Genomic DNA, 17518 nt, shown 5'->3' on the forward strand with positions numbered 1-17518 from the left:
GAAAAACATCACTCAACTTATTGAACCGCCGTATACGAGATCCGTACGTACGGTGGTGTGAGAGGACGGAGGGGCGAACCCTCCTCCTACTCGATGTTTTATGTTACTTAATGGATAGATTAGGTGAGAAGGCTAAATCATTCCATCAAAGGAGAGCAGCTGTTGTACCGAATAATAAAAACACAATACTAATCACTTGATTTATATTATAAGAAGCAAGTTTGACGTTAGAAAGGTTTTCTGGTGATATGATACGATGTTCGATAATGAACAAAATCGCAATTAATCCTAAACCAATATAGTAAAGGGCACCTAGCTGGCTACTTAATAGCCCGATCACAACCAAGAGAATGATTGTTATTCCATGGAAGGAAGCTGCAATTTTTAATGCATGATCGACGCCAAATCTCGCTGGGATAGAGTGGATATTATTTTTGGTATCAAATTCGTAATCTTGAGAGCCATAAATCACATCAAAACCAGCGACCCAAAGAGTATTGGCAGTACCAATCAATATTGGGAGCCACGCCAGTTCTCCTGTTACAGCAATCCAAGCCCCAACAGGTGCAAGGGCTGATGTCAAGCCTAAGACTAAGTGACAAGCCCATGTAAATCTTTTCGTATATGAGTAGATCACCATTAAGAATAGGGCAATTGGTGATAGAATCAAACATAATGGGTTAAGCATGGCTGCTGCGAAAATCATGATGAGAAAACAGACAACGGTTAAAACAATAACTTCTTTCTTACGAATCTCTCCTTGAGGCAACTGCCTTGTTGAGGTGCGCGGATTTTTCGCATCGATTTCAGCATCGATGAAACGGTTTATCGCATTAGCACCCGTTCTGGCACTTAAGAAAGCGACCATGATCCAAAAGATGACTGAAAAAGATGGTAATCCATCACTTGCGAGACTCATTGCAATGACCGCAAATGATAAAGAGAAGATGGTATGTGAGAGCATCACTAGTTTGCTGTAATCATATATCTTATTTATGAGCTTATTAACAATCATTTTCAAACCCATCCCCTTTTAAGGTTGATTCGATCTCCTCTAATACTCTTTCAAGACTCGAAACCATTGAATCAATGTCCTCTTTAGTAATGACAAGAGGAGGTTGAAAAGCGATGACATCACGGTTTAGTCCGTTTTTGCCGACTAGGAATCCGAGTTGCTTCATTTTTTCTAAAACCATGTCAGTAATGTCAGCAGATGATTGTTCTATGCTATCTACTGATTGGGTTTGGATGCCTACCATCAGCCCGATCCCTCTAACCTCTTGGATAAAAGGTGATGACAGTGATTGTAACTTTTCTTTTAAATAACCACCTAGCCCCTGTGCATGTTGAACGAGTTCGTTTTTCTCAATGTATTTCAAGACACTTAATGCAGTCGCACTAGCTACAGGATTTCCACCGAAGGTAGACGCAGAAGGTTTGTTAAAAGATTGAGCGATCTCATTGGTCGTTGAAAAAGTGGAAATCGGGATGCCGTTTCCTAAAGCTTTTGCAGTAACAATAATGTCAGGAACAATGTCATAATGCTCGATGGCGAACATCTTTCCAGTTCTCCCGTAACCCGTTTGAACTTCATCGACAATCAATAATACTTCGTAAGATTCAAGTAATGCTTTTACTTTTTTTAAATAATCCTTAGGATAAGTGATGATTCCACCGTTTCCTTGAATTGGTTCTAAGATCATAGCAGAAATGTTATCCCCATGGTTTTGTAAAACCGTTTCTATTTGTTGTAAAGACTGTTCCATCGCTTCCTCGGTACTTATCGATAAAGAGTGTGGGCGATCGACGAAATGGATATTTTCGTTAACTAATTGATCATCTAGTCTCCACATAGGAATGCCCGTGACGCTTAATGTTAAGTGAGTTCGTCCATGTAAACCACCCGATAAAGCGATAAAGCCGTTCTTTTTCGTGTGCATCCTCGCAAGTGCCATCGCTCCTTCATTGGCTTCGGAGCCAGTGACACAGAAAAAAGTTCTTCTTATATCCCCAGGTAATATCGAAGCAAGCTGTTCAGCGAGGTCGACATTCATTTGTGTTAAATACAAAGTCGTCGTATGTTGCAATTGTTGCAACTGTTCGATCGTATTAGCCATAATATCAGGATTGGAGTGACCGCAATTCATAACAGAGACACCAGCAAAAAAATCGGTATATTCATTGCTGTTATGATCGTATAGGTATTGCATCTGACCATTAGTTATTTTCGGAGGGGTTTGATAAAAATGACCGATTGATGGGAAAAAATAATCTTGTCTTTTTGTAACAATTTGATCAGGTTCGTTCATCATGATCACGCTCCTATTTAAAAGATAAAGCTCCTAAAGTAAACCCAGCTTTTGTAGAATTCAATTGCTCAAACAGTTGATCGCATTGCGACGGATTAGCGATCGCTTTTTGGTACGTGTCGATAATTTCACGTAGGTCATCTGCGTTATATGCATGACCTTCTATTCTGAAACTAATCGGTTTTTCAAACGCGCCAAGTATTGGTAATATGTTAAATTCTTTTGCAGTATAAAGGTGATTTTTTTTGAATTGATCGATATATACAGGGTTTTCTCCTTTTTCTGTTTTCAACACTAATTGGTCATTTTCGACATGATCATTATCACTTTTTTCGCTAGGGTTTAGTACATGTGTATTATCATATAAGTTTAGATCTAGATACATCGCCTTTAATGGGCCGTGAGCAATAATTTCAAGCGGTTCTTCAGATAAATGAATAAATTCTCCTAATTCACGTCTTTTCGATTCAATCGATACTGTGAACTCTTCTACCCCAAAGTCTTTATAATACGAAATTGCTCTTTGATTAAAAATATTTAAATTATAATTAGCAACTAATTGAAAGCGATCAGCATATTTTTGTATAGCACCTAAATTTGAAACTAATAAACCTTTAAAGAGGTGACCGTGCGTCTCTAAGTATTGATCGGTCATTTCTAGCTGACGCTCATCCATCATCTGGGGTAATTCAAGGAAAATGTCTGTTTGACTGTTTAATGAACGTAAATGCTCTAACTGATCAATTGAGATCATCTCATTAGGGTAAAATACTTCAGAAGGAATGTAGATGCGATCGACGCTTGATTCCATACAAAGTTTGGCTTGTTCATAATCCTTCACTTTTACAGACATTCGATGTTTAGTTGGAGACGGGTTGCTACTTTCCGGCTCTGATAATTGTGAGACGACATCGTTAATTAAATCATTTGTTATGGATGGCTCTTCTGTAGGTGTAGAGAACATTTTTCCAGTTGAATAAAACTTGCCAGTTCCTTCATATCTTCTATTGATAAAATCAAGCCCAGGATTGCCAAATGCATAGGCAGTTGAAAAGTCGCGTTTGCGATTTTCGAACAATTCATCTGTCTTTTTGTTGCGATCGAAACTAAATGGGTCTGCAATATAACGATCTATTGCATCACCGTAAGTGTTCACGAGGTTGACGATGAAGTCAGTATCTCTCATGCGACCTTCAATTTTAAATGATTGAACACGAGATTCGATTAATTCAGGGATGTGTTCGTACATATTCATATCTTTTGCGGCCAATGGATACTCGGTAGGGTAAGTGTAACCATCTTTTTTCGTTTCAAAAGCCCATCTACATGGCTTAAAACACCTTCCACGATTTGAACTGTTTCCTAATACTAAAGAACTGTAATAACAATTACCGCCATTTACCGTACACATATCGCCATGAACGAAATATTCTGTTTCTATACCCGTTTCTACTTGTAAATGCTTTGCAGTTTGTAAATCCATCTCCCGTGATACGACGACTCTTGATACGCCAGACTGTTGTAGATGTTTCACGAAATCGATGTTGTGTACATTCATCATGACAGAAGCATGGATCTCAAAACGGTCTAATTTGTACTCATTACAAAGCTGTAAAATCCCTAAATCCTGGATGATGATTCCATCTACTTTCGTGTTGTTTAGAAAATGTAGGTAATCAATGGCTTGATTGATTTCTTGGTCATTTAACATACTATTAACTGTGACATAGAGTTTTTTTCCTCGATCATGTGCCATTTGTGTTGCCTCAACAATTTCCTCATCAGAAAAGTTAAAACCTTTTCGAATCATTCTCATATTTAGTGACTTTCCACCGATATAAATTGCATCGCAATTGGCATTTACGATTTGTTTAAATATGTCCATATTCCCAGAAGGGGCTAACAATTCAATTTCTCTGCCATTAAAATATCTTGGCATCATTCCACCTCATCTCATTCTTGTTAAAACTTGATGTATGCTGTTCCATTTTCAGGTTCAACATTGTCAATTTTAAAGATAACACGTAGGTTACGACTTTATAAGATGCCGCAACAATATTTGCTCAATTTGTCACATATTATGCATTTTTAAGTATAGTAAAAAGTAAATGATTTGAAGATCGCGAAGTCTTTCTTCTGTCTCTAATTTTGAGGCAAGTACCGAATTTTTGAAGCGAGAAATGTGTAGAAATTTTGAACATTTGTTCAAAGAGAAATGATATAGACTGAAGTGTTGTACACAAAAAGTTCATAAATGAAACGGGTAAAGTGTGATTGAATTCACAGAATTAGAATTGAAAGTTCGTTATTATTTAAAGTGAACAAGGGAATCGAGTAACCGATTCTAAAAGTTCATCCTTTCCTTACGTTGTGTAACAAGAGGTACTTACGCTTATCCCCCAAGTCTGCGTAATGTTGCCAAGTAACAATGTTACAGACCCCAAATCATAACATGGTAATGCAAGGAATGTAGCTGTCTGATAAGTGACCCCCAATCACTGGACAGCAAAGGAAGTATCCTGAAAGTTGGTGAATAACCTATTTTCGGGACTTCCTTTTTTTATTTGGTGTTAAAGATCTAAAATGACTACCTACCACGTCTAAAAATATACCTCTTCATTTGTACACCACTTTTTAATCCCTCTCTAAATGAAACTCACAAATTTTGTAACAGGATTTCGGAAAACAGCATTTAATTATGCAATCTTAGAAATGAATCTTAGTAATTTAAGGTGTTCACTGTTTTTTCATAATTTTTGTGATTGCTATCACATCCATGATTTCCCACGACACCGTAGCCTTATAGATAGGTTCTAATATAAGGGGGGGAGGAGCGAACATAGAATGAAAAATTGGATCAAATCATTGGATCGACGTCTGTTATTAGTCGGACTTATTGGTGTATTCATTGGTATCTCAGGTTTTGCTGCTACTAGTCAGACACTAAAAGCAACAGATTCACCGGAGTTTTGTTCAAGTTGTCATGTAATGGATACAGCTTATGAAACTTTTATGGACTCAAGTCATGCGACATTGTCATGTAACGATTGTCATGCGCCGAATGATAATGTTGTTTCAAAGTTGACTTTTAAAGCGAAAGCTGGATTGTCTCACATGTACATGAATACCATTGGTTCTGACGATATTCCAGATGTCATTCAAGCCAATGAGGCATCGCAAGAAGTGATTGAAAGCAATTGTATTCGATGTCATGAGCCGAGTTTAGAAAATGTTGTCTATCATGATGTCAAAGAAGGTGGCTGTATCAGCTGTCATGGCGACATACCACATGGAAGTGAAATGTATAAGCCTGATGATTGGTATGAGCCGATGGATGTTGATGTTAGAAAATGATTTTAAAGTGTAAAGGAGGGATATCAAAACGATGAATCCTCTAAGAAAAACCATTTATTTAAGTTTGAAGGTATTTGTTATCATTCTTTTCACGACTGCTTGTTCAAGTTCAAATACGGAAGAGGTAACGGATTTGACAACTGATTTATCGCCAGACGAAATCGTGAACACAGCATTTGCTGAAGAGTTTCCTGATCAATACGAAAGTTATATGAGAAACGTATATGACGAAGATTACGAGCATGTATCGAAGCTTACTGAAGAAGTTGAACCTCAGCTACCGATCCTATTTCATGGATATGGGTTTAGTATTGAATACAATAAGCCACGTGGACATGCGCACGCAGTTGAGGATGTCATGAGTATCGACCGCATAAATGAGGATTCGGTAGGCTCATGTATGACATGTAAGAGTACGGCTGTCCCAGCCTTGCTTGATGAAATGGGAGAAGATTATTGGAGTGCAAGCTTTCTTGACGAAGTAGCTCCGCGAACGATCGAGTTAGGCGAAGGTGGAGAGTCTGAAGAGCTTTCTGAATACGGCCATATTTCCATCGGTTGTTCCGACTGCCACGATCCAGAGACGATGGATCTAAGAATAACACGCCCATCGTTTACGAATGCCATGGATCGTTATGGGGTAGACGTATCAGAAGCAAATAAAAACGAGATGAGATCTTATGCTTGCGGTCAATGTCATACGAACTACTATTTTGATCCAGAAACTCAGAAGGTTACTTTCCCTTGGGATGAAGGATTAAGAGTAGAAGATATGTGGGAGTATTATGAAACAACTGCACAAGAAGAACACGACTTTGAAGGAGAATGGGAGCACAGTATTTCTGGTACAACAATTGTCAAAGCACAACACCCTGAATTTGAAATGTGGAGCTATGGGCCACACGGAGAAGCGGGTGTGTCGTGTGCTGATTGCCACATGCCATATGAGCGTGGAGCAGATAAGAAGAAAACCACGTCTCACCATTGGACATCACCACTAGAAAATGTGGAACAATCTTGCCTTTCTTGTCACGGTGATAAATCTGAAGATGAACTTTTAGACCGCGTAGATAACATTCAAGAGCGCCATTTAGAAGCTTTAGAAGAATCCCAAGACTTGTCTGTGAAAGCACATTATTATGTGAACCGTATGATTACAAGTGGGGCAGATGAAGAAGCTATTGAAGAAGCACAACAACACGTGCGCGAAGGTCAATGGTTCTGGGATATTGTCGCTGCAGAAAACTCTGATGGTTTCCATAACCCACATGGATCCATGGATTCGATACGTATGTCTACAGATGCTTCAAATAAAGCGTTAAAAGTTGCGAATAGAGAACTATCAAAACTTGGAGAAGACTTAGATGAGCTCGACCGTCAAATTGAAGAAACTGTTCAAGAGGTTTATGACGAAGAAGATCCAGGAAAGAAACATGAACATGCCGTAAATGAATATTTCCCTAACGTACTAGAATTAGAAAATTAACATAAAAAGGGTCGGTCTCTATCGTTGGATAGAACCAGACCCTTTTTTAAAGTGATTAGCACAATGAATAGAGAAAAGAATTCCAATGTTATTTCGTAAAAGAAATTATTTATACTTTTATTTACTCGGTAAATTTCATTAAACTAACACAAATTTTGTGATGAGCTACACATTTTTTTATTAGTAAAAAAAGTTAACTTGTAAGTATATAAACAAAACATCTAAATTTAGAAAGGAAGACGGGCTAATGATCCTAACTTACCAAAAGTGGTTGATCGCTTCAGTTGTCGCCATTTTTTCTTTGACGATATTACAAGTAAATGCCGTACTAGGAAATGAACAAGAATCGCTCATTTATGAAGATCTGAATGTACAAGTGATGCCAGAATATGCACTCCCAGATGGATGGGATGAAGAGAGACCGAACATGCTGATTGGACACCATGCGATTCTTACCAACGAAGGGGATAGCGAATTTCAAGAAGAATTATCTATTCATGCTCCAGTTGACAACCCAGACTTTTTCCCTGCGTTTGTCGGAGAATATGATGATGAAGATCAATTAGCTGCTGTTGAATTTACGATCGATGAAAAAAATGAAGAAATCGTTTGGACACCAGAGCAAACTATCCATCCTGGTGAAACTTATCAATACGTCATTGAGTACTACTATTATCCGTTTGAAATAGAAGATCAAACATCTTACTCATTTACCTTCGAGACAAATTATCCAACAAAAGAAGCCACTGTTGCAATCTATACGCCCTATGGAGCGGAAAACGTCGAGATTAATCATGAATCCGACGAACAATCTGAAATGATGATGGTCCCAGTTGATGGTTACCGTTTCAGTGATTTACCAGTAGGAGAACACGAGTATTTTGAGGTGAGTTACGAGAAAGAAGACCCGATTACAACGATCGATGCTTTAGCGAAGTATGAAGCACCAGATGATGACATGCACGCGATGTTTCAAAATGACTTGGACAATGATACAGAGCTTGGTCCAACCGCAACAATGATATCAACAGAAAATTCGATTCTTATAAGTGTTTCCTTCGTTGTGGCAGGTTCTTTATTTTACTTAGGGATGAGACAAAAATACCGTGCTCCTCAGCAAAGCAATCATACGAATGCTAAAACAAAAAAAGGACGAATAAAAGAGGTTGACCAAGAGGGAGAAAAACAGAAGCTGAAACAACAGTTCCTTGATGGTGAGATTGATGAAGAGACTTATCGTAAAAAACGTTCTGCACTTTCCTAACAAAGGGGGGAGAGAAAAGTGAAACAGAATACAAAGGTTTTCATAAGTGGAGGTGCGATTATTGTTGCGATTTTAATCCTCATGGTCGCAGCTACTCCTGGTTCAACCGGTTCTGAGATCAATCTTGAAGAAGCGGTCAATCAAAGTGAAAGGTATGAAAATCGTTACATCACAACGGAAGGATTTTTAATCGGAGATTCCATCGATTGGGATGCTAACAATGTTGAGCTACGTTTTGATCTTGAAGATGATCTTGACAATACACTGTCTGTTTATTATGAAGGGGTTCAGCCGGATAATTTTTCTGACGATGTGATTGTCATTGTGCATGGGTACTTACATAGGGACGGTGTTTTTGAAGCAGAAAGAGTTCAAACTCGTTGTCCGTCAAGCTATGAAAGTGAGGACCCAGAGGACTATGATACTGAACGTCACTCAGATATGTTACGTGATTCTGACGAATAAGGTAGAGAAGACGAACTATAAATTTCTCGTTATTTAATCAAAGTAGGTGAGCATCATGCATATAATTGGCAATTTATCGATAAATTTGGCGCTGATTTTATCGACATATAGTTTTATTATGTTTGTTTTCGGTATTCGAAAGCAAAGTCAAAGAATGATAAATAGCGCAAAAGGGGCAGCTCTTTCTGTCTTTATCCTAGCGACGATATCTATGTTTCTAATGTTTTATTTACTAGCAACGAATCAATTTCAGTTCCAATATGTCTATCAAAATACGAGTACTGACCTTTCAATGTTTTACAAACTTTCAGCAATGTGGGCAGGTAATGAAGGTTCACTTTTGCTATGGACGTATATCCTAACGATGTATACGGTGATGGTTGTCTTTTCCAATAAAATGAAAAACAACCCAATGACTCCGTACATTGGTGCCATTATTTCAACGAACACAATTTTCTTTTATCTCATTCTTGCATTTGTCACACCACCATTTAAAACGCTTGATTTTGTACCGCCAGAAGGAAATGGCTTGAACCCGATGCTTCAAGATCCGAGTATGCTGTGGCATCCGGTTGCGATTTATCTCGGTTATGTAGGATTAGTCGTACCATTCGCATTTGCGATTGCAGCACTGATTTTAAAAAATATCGATTCGTACTGGTTAAAAATAACTCGACGTTGGACGATTATCGCATGGTTATTCCTTACTTTAGGAAACGTCATTGGTGGATATTGGGCATATACAGAGCTCGGTTGGGGTGGTTATTGGGCATGGGACCCCGTTGAAAACGCATCGTTCTTGCCTTGGTTAACCGTCACAGCCTACTTACATTCTGTTATGATCCAAGAACGTAAAAACATGCTCAAAGTCTGGAATATGAGTTTAATAATTTTATCTTATATACTAACGTTGTTCGGTACCTTTCTCGTTCGTAGTGGAGTGTTGACCTCTGTTCACTCATTTGCGGATGGAAATTTAGGGACATATTTCATGATATTTTTGGCTTTTATGGTTATTTTCTCAATGTATATACTCATGAGTCGTTACCAAATGTTACGACAAGATACTGGGCAAATTGAATCCGTTCTTTCAAAAGAAAGTAGCTTTCTTATGAACAACTTGATTCTTGTTGGAGCGACATTTGCGGTATTTTGGGGAACAGTTTTCCCACTCATTAGTGAAGCAATACGTGGAGAAACCGTTACTGTTGGAGAACCGTTTTTTAATACGGTGATGGCGCCAATTATGCTAGCGCTCATGTTCTTAATGGCTGTGTGTCCTTTGATTGCTTGGCAACGTGCTAGTTTGAAAAACGTTCGCGACAACTTTTTGATACCAGCAATCTTTAGTCTTGCGGTTGTAGCGTTACTCGTCGTTTATGGACTTCACGGTGCATATCCGATTATTTCGTTTATCCTCATCATGTTTATGATTTTCACACACATTGCGGAATTTATTCGCGGGACGAAGGCGAGACGTAGGTCTACGAATGAGCCAGTGCTGAAAGCATTTTGGAAATTGTTTACGGGGAACCGTCGACGTTACGGTGGCTATATCGTTCATTTTGGTATTGCCTTAATTGCTATCGGCGTTGTCGGTGCTAATTTTGACCAGGAAAGAGTTGAAACAATCTCGCCTGGTGAAGCTATTTCAATTGATAATTACACCATTACGTATGAGGGGTTAGAACAACGCTCAGACGGTGTAAATACTGTTATTTATGCTGACATGGACATCGAAAAAGATGGACAAGAATTGGGTTATTTACAACCTGAAAGAATTTTTTACCGTCACTTTGATGAACCATCAACAGAAGTTGCCGTCCATAGTAATCTGGCCGAAGATCTTTACGTTGTGTTGAGTGGTTGGGAAGAAGATGACAGTGCCACGTTCGTCGTAAAAATCAATCCATTAGTCCAATGGATTTGGTTAGGTAGTTTCGTCACGGTTATAGGAAGTCTCTTTGCTATTTGGGGAGGTCGCCAAAATAAAGTGGTCCCTCGTTACCAAGGTGTTCAAAGGCAGGTGTCTTAATTGATCAAGAAAATATTGATGGTATTTCTTTTTATTCTGTTGGTCTTGCCAGTCCACGTATTGGGAGGTGGCAACCAGGACAGTCACGGTGAGGAGAATGATGCTGTCAAGTACGATCAAAATTCACCAGAATTCCAACAAACAGCAAGTGAATTACGATGTCTTTGTGGATGTGGGCAAAGCCATTTGGATTGCAGTATGGATGGCTGCGGAATCAATGACTCAGTTCTAGCTGAAATTCTAGAAAAGCTAAACGAAGGAATGGCACCACCAGAAATTAAAGATTACTTTCAAGACGTGTATGGAGAACAAATTTTGATGGCGCCTGAAAAAAGTGGCTTTAGCTTGACAGCTTGGGTTACGCCATTCGTTGCCTTAGGTGGTTCTCTAGTAGGTGTTACTGTATTACTACGAAAATGGGCTAGAAAATCTAAAAATGACGATGACTTTGGTGATGGTGCTGATGATGAGTTAGAAGATGATGTTGAAACAGAAATTTTAGAGTCAATTATCGACGAAGAACGAAAAAAGTATTATTAGGATGTGAGATCCATGGCTTATATAGCAAGTATACTGATCATTGCTTTATGTCTATACTTCATTCTCGTTCCATTCTTCCTAACAAATAAAAAATTAGACACAGTATCGATTGAAGACGATACCGATCAACTAACGATAGAGGAAGTTTATGCAACATTAAACGAACTAGAAATGGAATACAACATGAAAAAGTTAACAGACCATGAATATAAAACGTTGAAAAAGAAGTATCAAAGACTTGCAGCGAAAATGATGAAAGAAGAAGGACCCTTTTCACAAGGACCTTCAGCAAATGATGAGATCGAGCAGGAAATTGAGGAATTAAAAAAAATAAGAGAGGGGAAGTAAACGTTGGTTAACTGGGGAATGATGGCAATCTTTGCTTCAAGTGCTGCGTCAACTTTCCACCCTCCATGGCTAATAAGGCTTTGGTATGCATCACCATTTCATATGTTTGAACCACATCTCTTTTCGGCCATTGTGGTCGTACTTGCGATTGCAATTGTATGGTTTTTTAAACAAGGCAAAAGTAAAAATGCTGACCTAAATCATAGTGAAGGAAAACGAGAAAAAGAATTTGAACAACTGATGTTAAAGCATGATACAACCATCAAAAAAATAAAAGATCTCGATGAAGCCTTCCAAAGTGAAGAAGTTGATGTGGCTACATATGAAAAAAAGAAAAACGCATATCAAACGTATTTAGCAAAGGTCAAAGAACAATTAAACGACTACGTAAAGTAAGGCGGTAGATCGCAATGATTGAAACAAATGGGCTGAGTAAAACAATCGGAGAAAAGACCATCGTTCGTCCTATTAATGTCTCTTTTCAGGGAGCTGAAACGGTTGCCATTCTCGGCCCAAATGGGGCGGGGAAAAGCACATTTTTAAACATGATCGCAGGATTGATTAAGCCGACTTCAGGTTTGATTTCCTTTCATGGCAATGCATTAAAAAAAGATGATTATACGCTAAAAGAAAAGATTGGATTTTTAAGCCACCAAAGCTTTTTATACGATTATTTTACTCCGATTGAAAACCTGATCTTTTTCGGTCGCATGTACAAAGTTGAGAACGTCCGTGAACGTGCGAAACAACTAATAGATGAAGTTGGTCTCAAACTATTTCAGAATGAACCTGTTCGTTCCTTTTCCAGAGGAATGTTACAACGACTTGCTATTGCCCGAGCACTCATCCACAATCCAGAGTATTTACTTCTTGATGAACCGCATACTGGATTGGATCAACAGGCCGTTTCAATTTTAAATGAAGTCATAAAAGCAAGGCAAAAAGAAGGGGTTACGGTCCTGATGGTGACTCATGACTTTCAACAAGTAACCGATACATGTACGCGCGCACTTATTATGAGAAATGGTCGACTCGTTGATGATCTTTCGATAAGTGAATTGGGTCAAGATACACTTGATAGTCGGTATCAAGCGGTGGTGAAGTCATCATGAGATATTTTATAACTCCTGCATTATTGATCGCATTAAAAGATTTATATTCTGAGTGGCGAACAAGACAGGTCGTTGTCACGATGTTAATTTTCTCTGCCCTTGTCATCGTTACGTTTAGTTTTGCCTTTGATCCGACTAGGCAAGCTGTTGAAGCGTTGATTCCGGGGATGATATGGGTCATCACGGTTTTTGCAGGCATTCTCGGTTTAAACCGTTCATTTTTATCAGAACAAAAACAAGACCAGTTACATGGGATGATTGTCGCTCCTGCAGATCCAGCGAGCATCTATCTCGGGAAAGTGATCGCAAATTACGTATTCGTTTTTGTCGTTCAAGCGATATCCATTCCTTTGTTACTCATCTTGTTTGATTTTCAAGTTCCTGGTGACTACGGCTGGTTTTTACTCATTCTTTTTTTAGGAACTTTTGGCTTTATATGTGTAGGAACATTGTTATCAGCTGTGTCTATCCAATCAAAGTCTAGTGAAATGTTATTACCGGTTCTGTTGTTCCCGTTAGTTACACCGATTGTGATTGCAGCTGTTGAAGCGACTCGTATTGTGTTGGCTCAAGATGCGAGTATAAGTGAGGCATTTAGTTGGATGCAGCTTATCGTTGTTTATGATCTAGTATTTTTTGTTGCAGGTTTTCTACTATTTGAATACGTGTTGGAGGTGTGAAACATGGATAACAAAAATAGTATATTTCGCTTTCTAATTCCCTCCAAGGGATATAATATACTCTTTTATTTAGCGATTCCGATTGTCATTATGGCTTTGTACTTAACCTTTATTTGGTCACCAGTTGAAAGAACAATGGGTGAAGTACAAAAAATCTTTTATTTCCATGTAGGTTCTGCTTGGAACGCATTTTTTGCATTTTTTGTCGTGTTGGTTTTTAGCATTCTTTATTTAGTCAAAAGGAAACGCATATACGATATTATCGCGGGTGTCAGTGCTGAAATTGGTGTTGTTTTTACTGCAATTGTGTTAGCGACAGGTCCAATTTGGGCTCATTCTGCTTGGAATACGTGGTGGACTTGGGAGCCCCGCTTAACGACAACACTCATTTTATTTTTCATTTATATTGCCTACATCATGATCCGCAATATGGAAGGTGAGTGGCAGAAAAAAGCAAGACTCGCATCAGTATTTGGCATCATCGGTTTTATTAACGTTCCGATCGTCTTTATGGCCGTTCGTTGGTGGGAGACGAATTTGCATCCTGTCGTATTAGGAGATGGGAACGAGCAAAGCGGTGGGGGATTAGAACCAAGTATGCTATTTACTCTTTTATTCACCGTCGCGACGATGACACTTGTGTATTTTCTGTTCCTCCGCAAAGGAATTTATATTGAACAATTACGTTTGGAAACATCGAAGTTAAAAGCGAAATGGCAAGAAAAAGAAATCAATAGGGAGGCATCATAATGAGTTATTTATTTGCAGCTTACACAATCATTTGGTTATTAATTGCAAGTTACGTTTTTGTATTAGGAAAACGTCAAAAAGCTGCGGCTAAGGAACTATCCTTTATGAAAGAAATGCTGGATGACTAGTTAAGAAAAGGGGGATAGGTCATGACGCGACAAAAGCTATTAAATATGGGTATCTTTACTTTCGCGATCGGTATGCTCCTTGTCTTTGTGATCGGCTTGCAATCACAAAGTTCAGCGGTAGGTATAGGTGATCAAGCACAAAGTTTTGAACTGCAAGATGAGTCAGGTGAAATCCATGATCTCGATGACCATCTCGGTGAAAAACCGATTGTCCTTAGCTTCTTTACGACTTGGTGTTCATCTTGTATCGTCCAAGCTCCGGATATTGCTGAATTCAATGAACAATACAAAAATGAGGTTCAATTTTTCTATATCGTTAAAGGTGAAACACAAAGCACGATAGAGAAATATATTGAGGAAAATGACAAGAAGGAAACGTATTTACTTGATTTTAATTTGGATGTGTCAGATAGCTACGGTGTGGTAGGACAGCCTGAAACAATCGTTATTGACAGTAATGGCGTCATTCAAGAACACTTTATCGGTACCGTTACAAGAGATCTGCTAATCACAACCGTCAACGGTATTGAGTGATAGATCGTGGAGGAAAATCAAATTAGGTGGCGTTAACATGAACAGGTTAAAGAAAAAAATGAAAAAGCAGATACAAAAAACGCCTTTACAAATGACTCGTAGAGCTGTACAACTAGCATTTATTATTTTCCTATTATTTGTTGGTTGGCAGTTCTACCAGTTTTATCTACATTTTCATACACTCGGAGAAGAACCGTTTGTAGAACGACCAGCCGCAGTTGAAGGATTTTTGCCAATCAGTGCACTGCTAGCGTTTCGAGTATGGATAACGACTTGGCATTTTGATTATATTCATCCTGCTGGATTTGTTTTATTTCTGTTTTTTATCGCTTCTGGTATCTTTTTTAGAAAAACATTTTGTAGTTGGATGTGCCCAGTCGGAACCATTAGTGAATGGATGAGTAACCTAGGAAAAAAACTGTTCAAAAGGCAATTTGAACCACCAAAATGGCTTCGGTATATCCTTCGTTCTATTAAGTATCTACTCCTCATTTGGTTTGTGAAGATGGTGATAGAAATGCCACTTGTAGGTGCTATTGCCTTTATGAATAGTGATTATAATAAGATCGCAGATGTTCATATGCTAATGTTTTTCATAGATGTCAGTGTTTTGGCATTAACGGTTGTCCTCGTTTTGTTTGTCTTATCCTTATTCATAAAAAACTTTTGGTGTAGGTTTCTTTGTCCATACGGTGCCTTGATCGGCCTCGGAGGCCTATTTGGTGTCACAGCCATCACGAGAAATGAAGAAACTTGTATCGATTGTAAGCAATGTACGAAAGTTTGTCCTGTGGCAATTGAAGTATCAGAAAAAAGTCAAGTTCGCTCACCAGATTGTTCAGCTTGTATGCATTGTGTAGAGGTTTGTCCGAAGAAAGATACATTGTATATGTCTAGTGCAGGTTTTAAACTAAACAAGTGGATCGTTCCAACGGTATTTTTTGTCTTATTCTTCGGGACTGTAGTGATCGCTCAACTAACTGGAAATTGGAACACGTCGATAACCTATGAACAATATCAAAATCTTATATATTTCATGGATTGAGTTGGAAAACAGTCTACTATTTTATTTCATGCGTGCCCAGAAAGCTAATTTCCGATCTTAAGTAGGTGACTGGGAACTGGTGGAACCATCTGAAGGTTGAAGCCCTGTGAAAAAGTATCTTCTAACGGAATACTATCAACTAAAAAACTGTTGGAGCTCGATACTCCAACAGTTTTTTAAACGATAAATTACATTGAAAACATGACATTTAGTAAAGCGAATTGCAAGAGAGTGATTCCTGTCGATTCATGAAATAAGCGACGAAATTTATTCGCTTTTAACTTTCGTATGATACCAGATAGAAGTGTAATCATTAAGACAATAAAACTAAACATCCCTGTGATCACAGAAGGACGTCATATCATTTTAGGTATATTGACAAGCATGTATATCCGATGCAACAAACACAAAAAAAATAAGCATAAACCACTTAGTTGATGCAATTCAGTCGAAATTCTTACATTTCTACAAGTTTTTTCTTTTTGGCTTTATCTTCAGTCGAAGGATTAGCGAAAATAGAGGATATGTATTGATATTGAATAATAAAACAGAAAGCGACAAAATCCGATAGTGTGACCAAGTGTAAAAGGGTTAGCTGTTAAGAAAGCAGATACAAGTATTCCTACTACCACAAATAAAATCGTTATTGCGCTTATGACTTGCTATAACAAAATCACTTTTATCACCATCAAATATTTAGTGAGAAGCCTTTTTTAATCGATATAAAATTTTAGTGAGTCTAACTCATGGACTGTGAAGTACCCATTCTCTTTACTGACGATCCCACGGTTTTTCAGTTGGTTCATCATTCTAGTCACACTTTCCCTCGTTGCGCCAAAAAAACTTCCTAGATCTTCATGAGTCAGTTTTAAACGAATCGTGATCCCATGTTCGTTCACTTCTCCGTAATCTTGACATAAACGTACGAGCGTAAATGCTAACGAACCTATTTTTCCATATAATGCGACATTCTGGAGCGTGTTTTGTGATAATCGTAACCTTTCGGCCATCGTTCGAAAAATGAAGATAAATAATTCAGGGTACTGCAAGAGGATCGATTCTAAATCTGCTTTACGAATCATTGAGATTGATCCAAATTCAACAACCGAGGCCGAGGCCGAGTAAGTCGTTTCTTCTTTACTAAAGAGTGCTACTTCGGGGAAAATTTCACCTGCTTTTCGAATGTCCAATACGATTTCTTTTCCACCTGGGCTGCTTTTACTGATTTTTATTTTGCCATTATTGACAAAAAAGATCGTTTCTGCAATGTCGTTTTCTTGAAAAAGAACATCTCCTTTGGCGACATTTTTTGTCAATACCATTTTACTTAACTTTTCTTTTAACTCATCAGGAAGTGGTTCTAAAAAGGAAATATTATCGACAAATTGTACATTTTCCAATCAACTCCCCCCCCTTCTCTCTTTTGTTTGTTAGCTTCAGTGTAAATAGAAGCTATATGACGGGCAGT

18 protein-coding genes are annotated in these 17518 nt (G+C 38.3%); 14 read left to right on the forward strand and 4 right to left on the reverse strand.

What is annotated here, in order from left to right:
* Positions 1-145 precede the first annotated feature (145 nt).
* The 3 genes from HNQ41_RS14730 to HNQ41_RS14740 are packed head-to-tail and all read right to left on the reverse strand — an operon-like array spanning position 146 to position 4248.
* Positions 146-1027, reverse strand: a complete 882-nt coding sequence (locus HNQ41_RS14730; protein WP_343043377.1) for a UbiA-like polyprenyltransferase — start codon at positions 1025-1027, stop codon at positions 146-148.
* The gene (locus HNQ41_RS14735; RefSeq protein WP_221301964.1) at positions 1005-2312 is read right to left on the reverse strand and encodes an aspartate aminotransferase family protein; all 1308 of its coding nucleotides are present in this window, start codon (positions 2310-2312) and stop codon (positions 1005-1007) included. Before HNQ41_RS14735 ends, HNQ41_RS14730 begins: the two co-directional genes overlap by 23 nt.
* A gap of 10 nt (positions 2313-2322) precedes the next feature.
* A complete protein-coding gene (locus HNQ41_RS14740; protein ID WP_184665200.1) occupies positions 2323-4248 on the reverse strand; it encodes a peptidase U32 family protein in 1926 nt (641 codons plus the stop codon).
* A 905-nt stretch (positions 4249-5153) separates the two neighbouring features.
* On the opposite strand from HNQ41_RS14740, the gene HNQ41_RS14745 reads away from it, so the two are divergent.
* The 14 genes from HNQ41_RS14745 (at position 5154) to HNQ41_RS14810 (ending at position 16050) form a co-directional block, all read left to right on the forward strand.
* The gene (locus HNQ41_RS14745) at positions 5154-5663 is read left to right on the forward strand and encodes a cytochrome c3 family protein (protein WP_184665201.1); all 510 of its coding nucleotides are present in this window, start codon (positions 5154-5156) and stop codon (positions 5661-5663) included.
* A 31-nt stretch (positions 5664-5694) separates the two neighbouring features.
* Complete coding sequence (locus tag HNQ41_RS14750; RefSeq protein WP_184665202.1) at positions 5695-7149, forward strand: ammonia-forming cytochrome c nitrite reductase subunit c552; 1455 nt, start codon at positions 5695-5697, stop codon at positions 7147-7149.
* Between the two features lie 247 nt (positions 7150-7396).
* Entirely contained in the window at positions 7397-8413 is a 1017-nt protein-coding gene (locus HNQ41_RS14755) for a hypothetical protein (RefSeq protein WP_184665203.1), read from the forward strand.
* Between the two features lie 18 nt (positions 8414-8431).
* Positions 8432-8878 carry a cytochrome c maturation protein CcmE domain-containing protein gene (locus HNQ41_RS14760; RefSeq protein WP_184665204.1) on the forward strand — a complete coding sequence of 149 codons (447 nt, stop codon included), beginning with the start codon at positions 8432-8434 and terminating at the stop codon, positions 8876-8878.
* Between the two features lie 55 nt (positions 8879-8933).
* Positions 8934-10913 carry a heme lyase CcmF/NrfE family subunit gene (locus tag HNQ41_RS14765; protein WP_184665205.1) on the forward strand — a complete coding sequence of 660 codons (1980 nt, stop codon included), beginning with the start codon at positions 8934-8936 and terminating at the stop codon, positions 10911-10913.
* Positions 10914-11453 carry a cytochrome c-type biogenesis protein gene (locus tag HNQ41_RS14770; protein WP_184665206.1) on the forward strand — a complete coding sequence of 180 codons (540 nt, stop codon included), beginning with the start codon at positions 10914-10916 and terminating at the stop codon, positions 11451-11453.
* 12 nt (positions 11454-11465) lie between these two features.
* A complete protein-coding gene (locus HNQ41_RS14775; RefSeq protein ID WP_184665207.1) occupies positions 11466-11801 on the forward strand; it encodes a hypothetical protein in 336 nt (111 codons plus the stop codon).
* Between the two features lie 3 nt (positions 11802-11804).
* Entirely contained in the window at positions 11805-12197 is a 393-nt protein-coding gene (locus HNQ41_RS14780; protein ID WP_184665208.1) for a hypothetical protein, read from the forward strand.
* Positions 12198-12211: 14 nt separating this feature from the next.
* Entirely contained in the window at positions 12212-12913 is a 702-nt protein-coding gene (locus HNQ41_RS14785) for an ABC transporter ATP-binding protein (protein WP_184665209.1), read from the forward strand.
* Entirely contained in the window at positions 12910-13593 is a 684-nt protein-coding gene (locus tag HNQ41_RS14790; RefSeq protein WP_184665210.1) for a heme exporter protein CcmB, read from the forward strand. The genes HNQ41_RS14785 and HNQ41_RS14790 overlap by 4 nt, the downstream gene beginning before the upstream one ends.
* Positions 13594-13596: 3 nt before the next feature.
* Positions 13597-14343: a cytochrome c biogenesis protein gene (locus tag HNQ41_RS14795; protein WP_184665211.1), complete on the forward strand. Its 747-nt coding sequence runs from the start codon at positions 13597-13599 to the stop codon at positions 14341-14343.
* Positions 14343-14471 carry a CcmD family protein gene (locus tag HNQ41_RS14800; protein WP_184665212.1) on the forward strand — a complete coding sequence of 43 codons (129 nt, stop codon included), beginning with the start codon at positions 14343-14345 and terminating at the stop codon, positions 14469-14471. Before HNQ41_RS14795 ends, HNQ41_RS14800 begins: the two co-directional genes overlap by 1 nt.
* A 21-nt stretch (positions 14472-14492) precedes the next feature.
* Entirely contained in the window at positions 14493-15005 is a 513-nt protein-coding gene (locus HNQ41_RS14805) for a TlpA family protein disulfide reductase (RefSeq protein WP_184665213.1), read from the forward strand.
* Positions 15006-15042: 37 nt separating this feature from the next.
* Positions 15043-16050, forward strand: coding sequence for a 4Fe-4S binding protein (locus HNQ41_RS14810; protein WP_184665214.1), 1008 nt, complete (start codon positions 15043-15045; stop codon positions 16048-16050).
* A gap of 713 nt (positions 16051-16763) precedes the next feature.
* Here the strand turns inward: HNQ41_RS14810 and HNQ41_RS14815 are convergent.
* Positions 16764-17450: a Crp/Fnr family transcriptional regulator gene (locus tag HNQ41_RS14815; protein ID WP_184665215.1), complete on the reverse strand. Its 687-nt coding sequence runs from the start codon at positions 17448-17450 to the stop codon at positions 16764-16766.
* Positions 17451-17518: the final 68 nt, after the last annotated feature.

The sequence above is a fragment of the Texcoconibacillus texcoconensis genome, assembly GCF_014202575.1.
In the GTDB taxonomy this organism is placed as follows: Bacteria; Bacillota; Bacilli; order Bacillales; family Salisediminibacteriaceae; genus Texcoconibacillus; species Texcoconibacillus texcoconensis.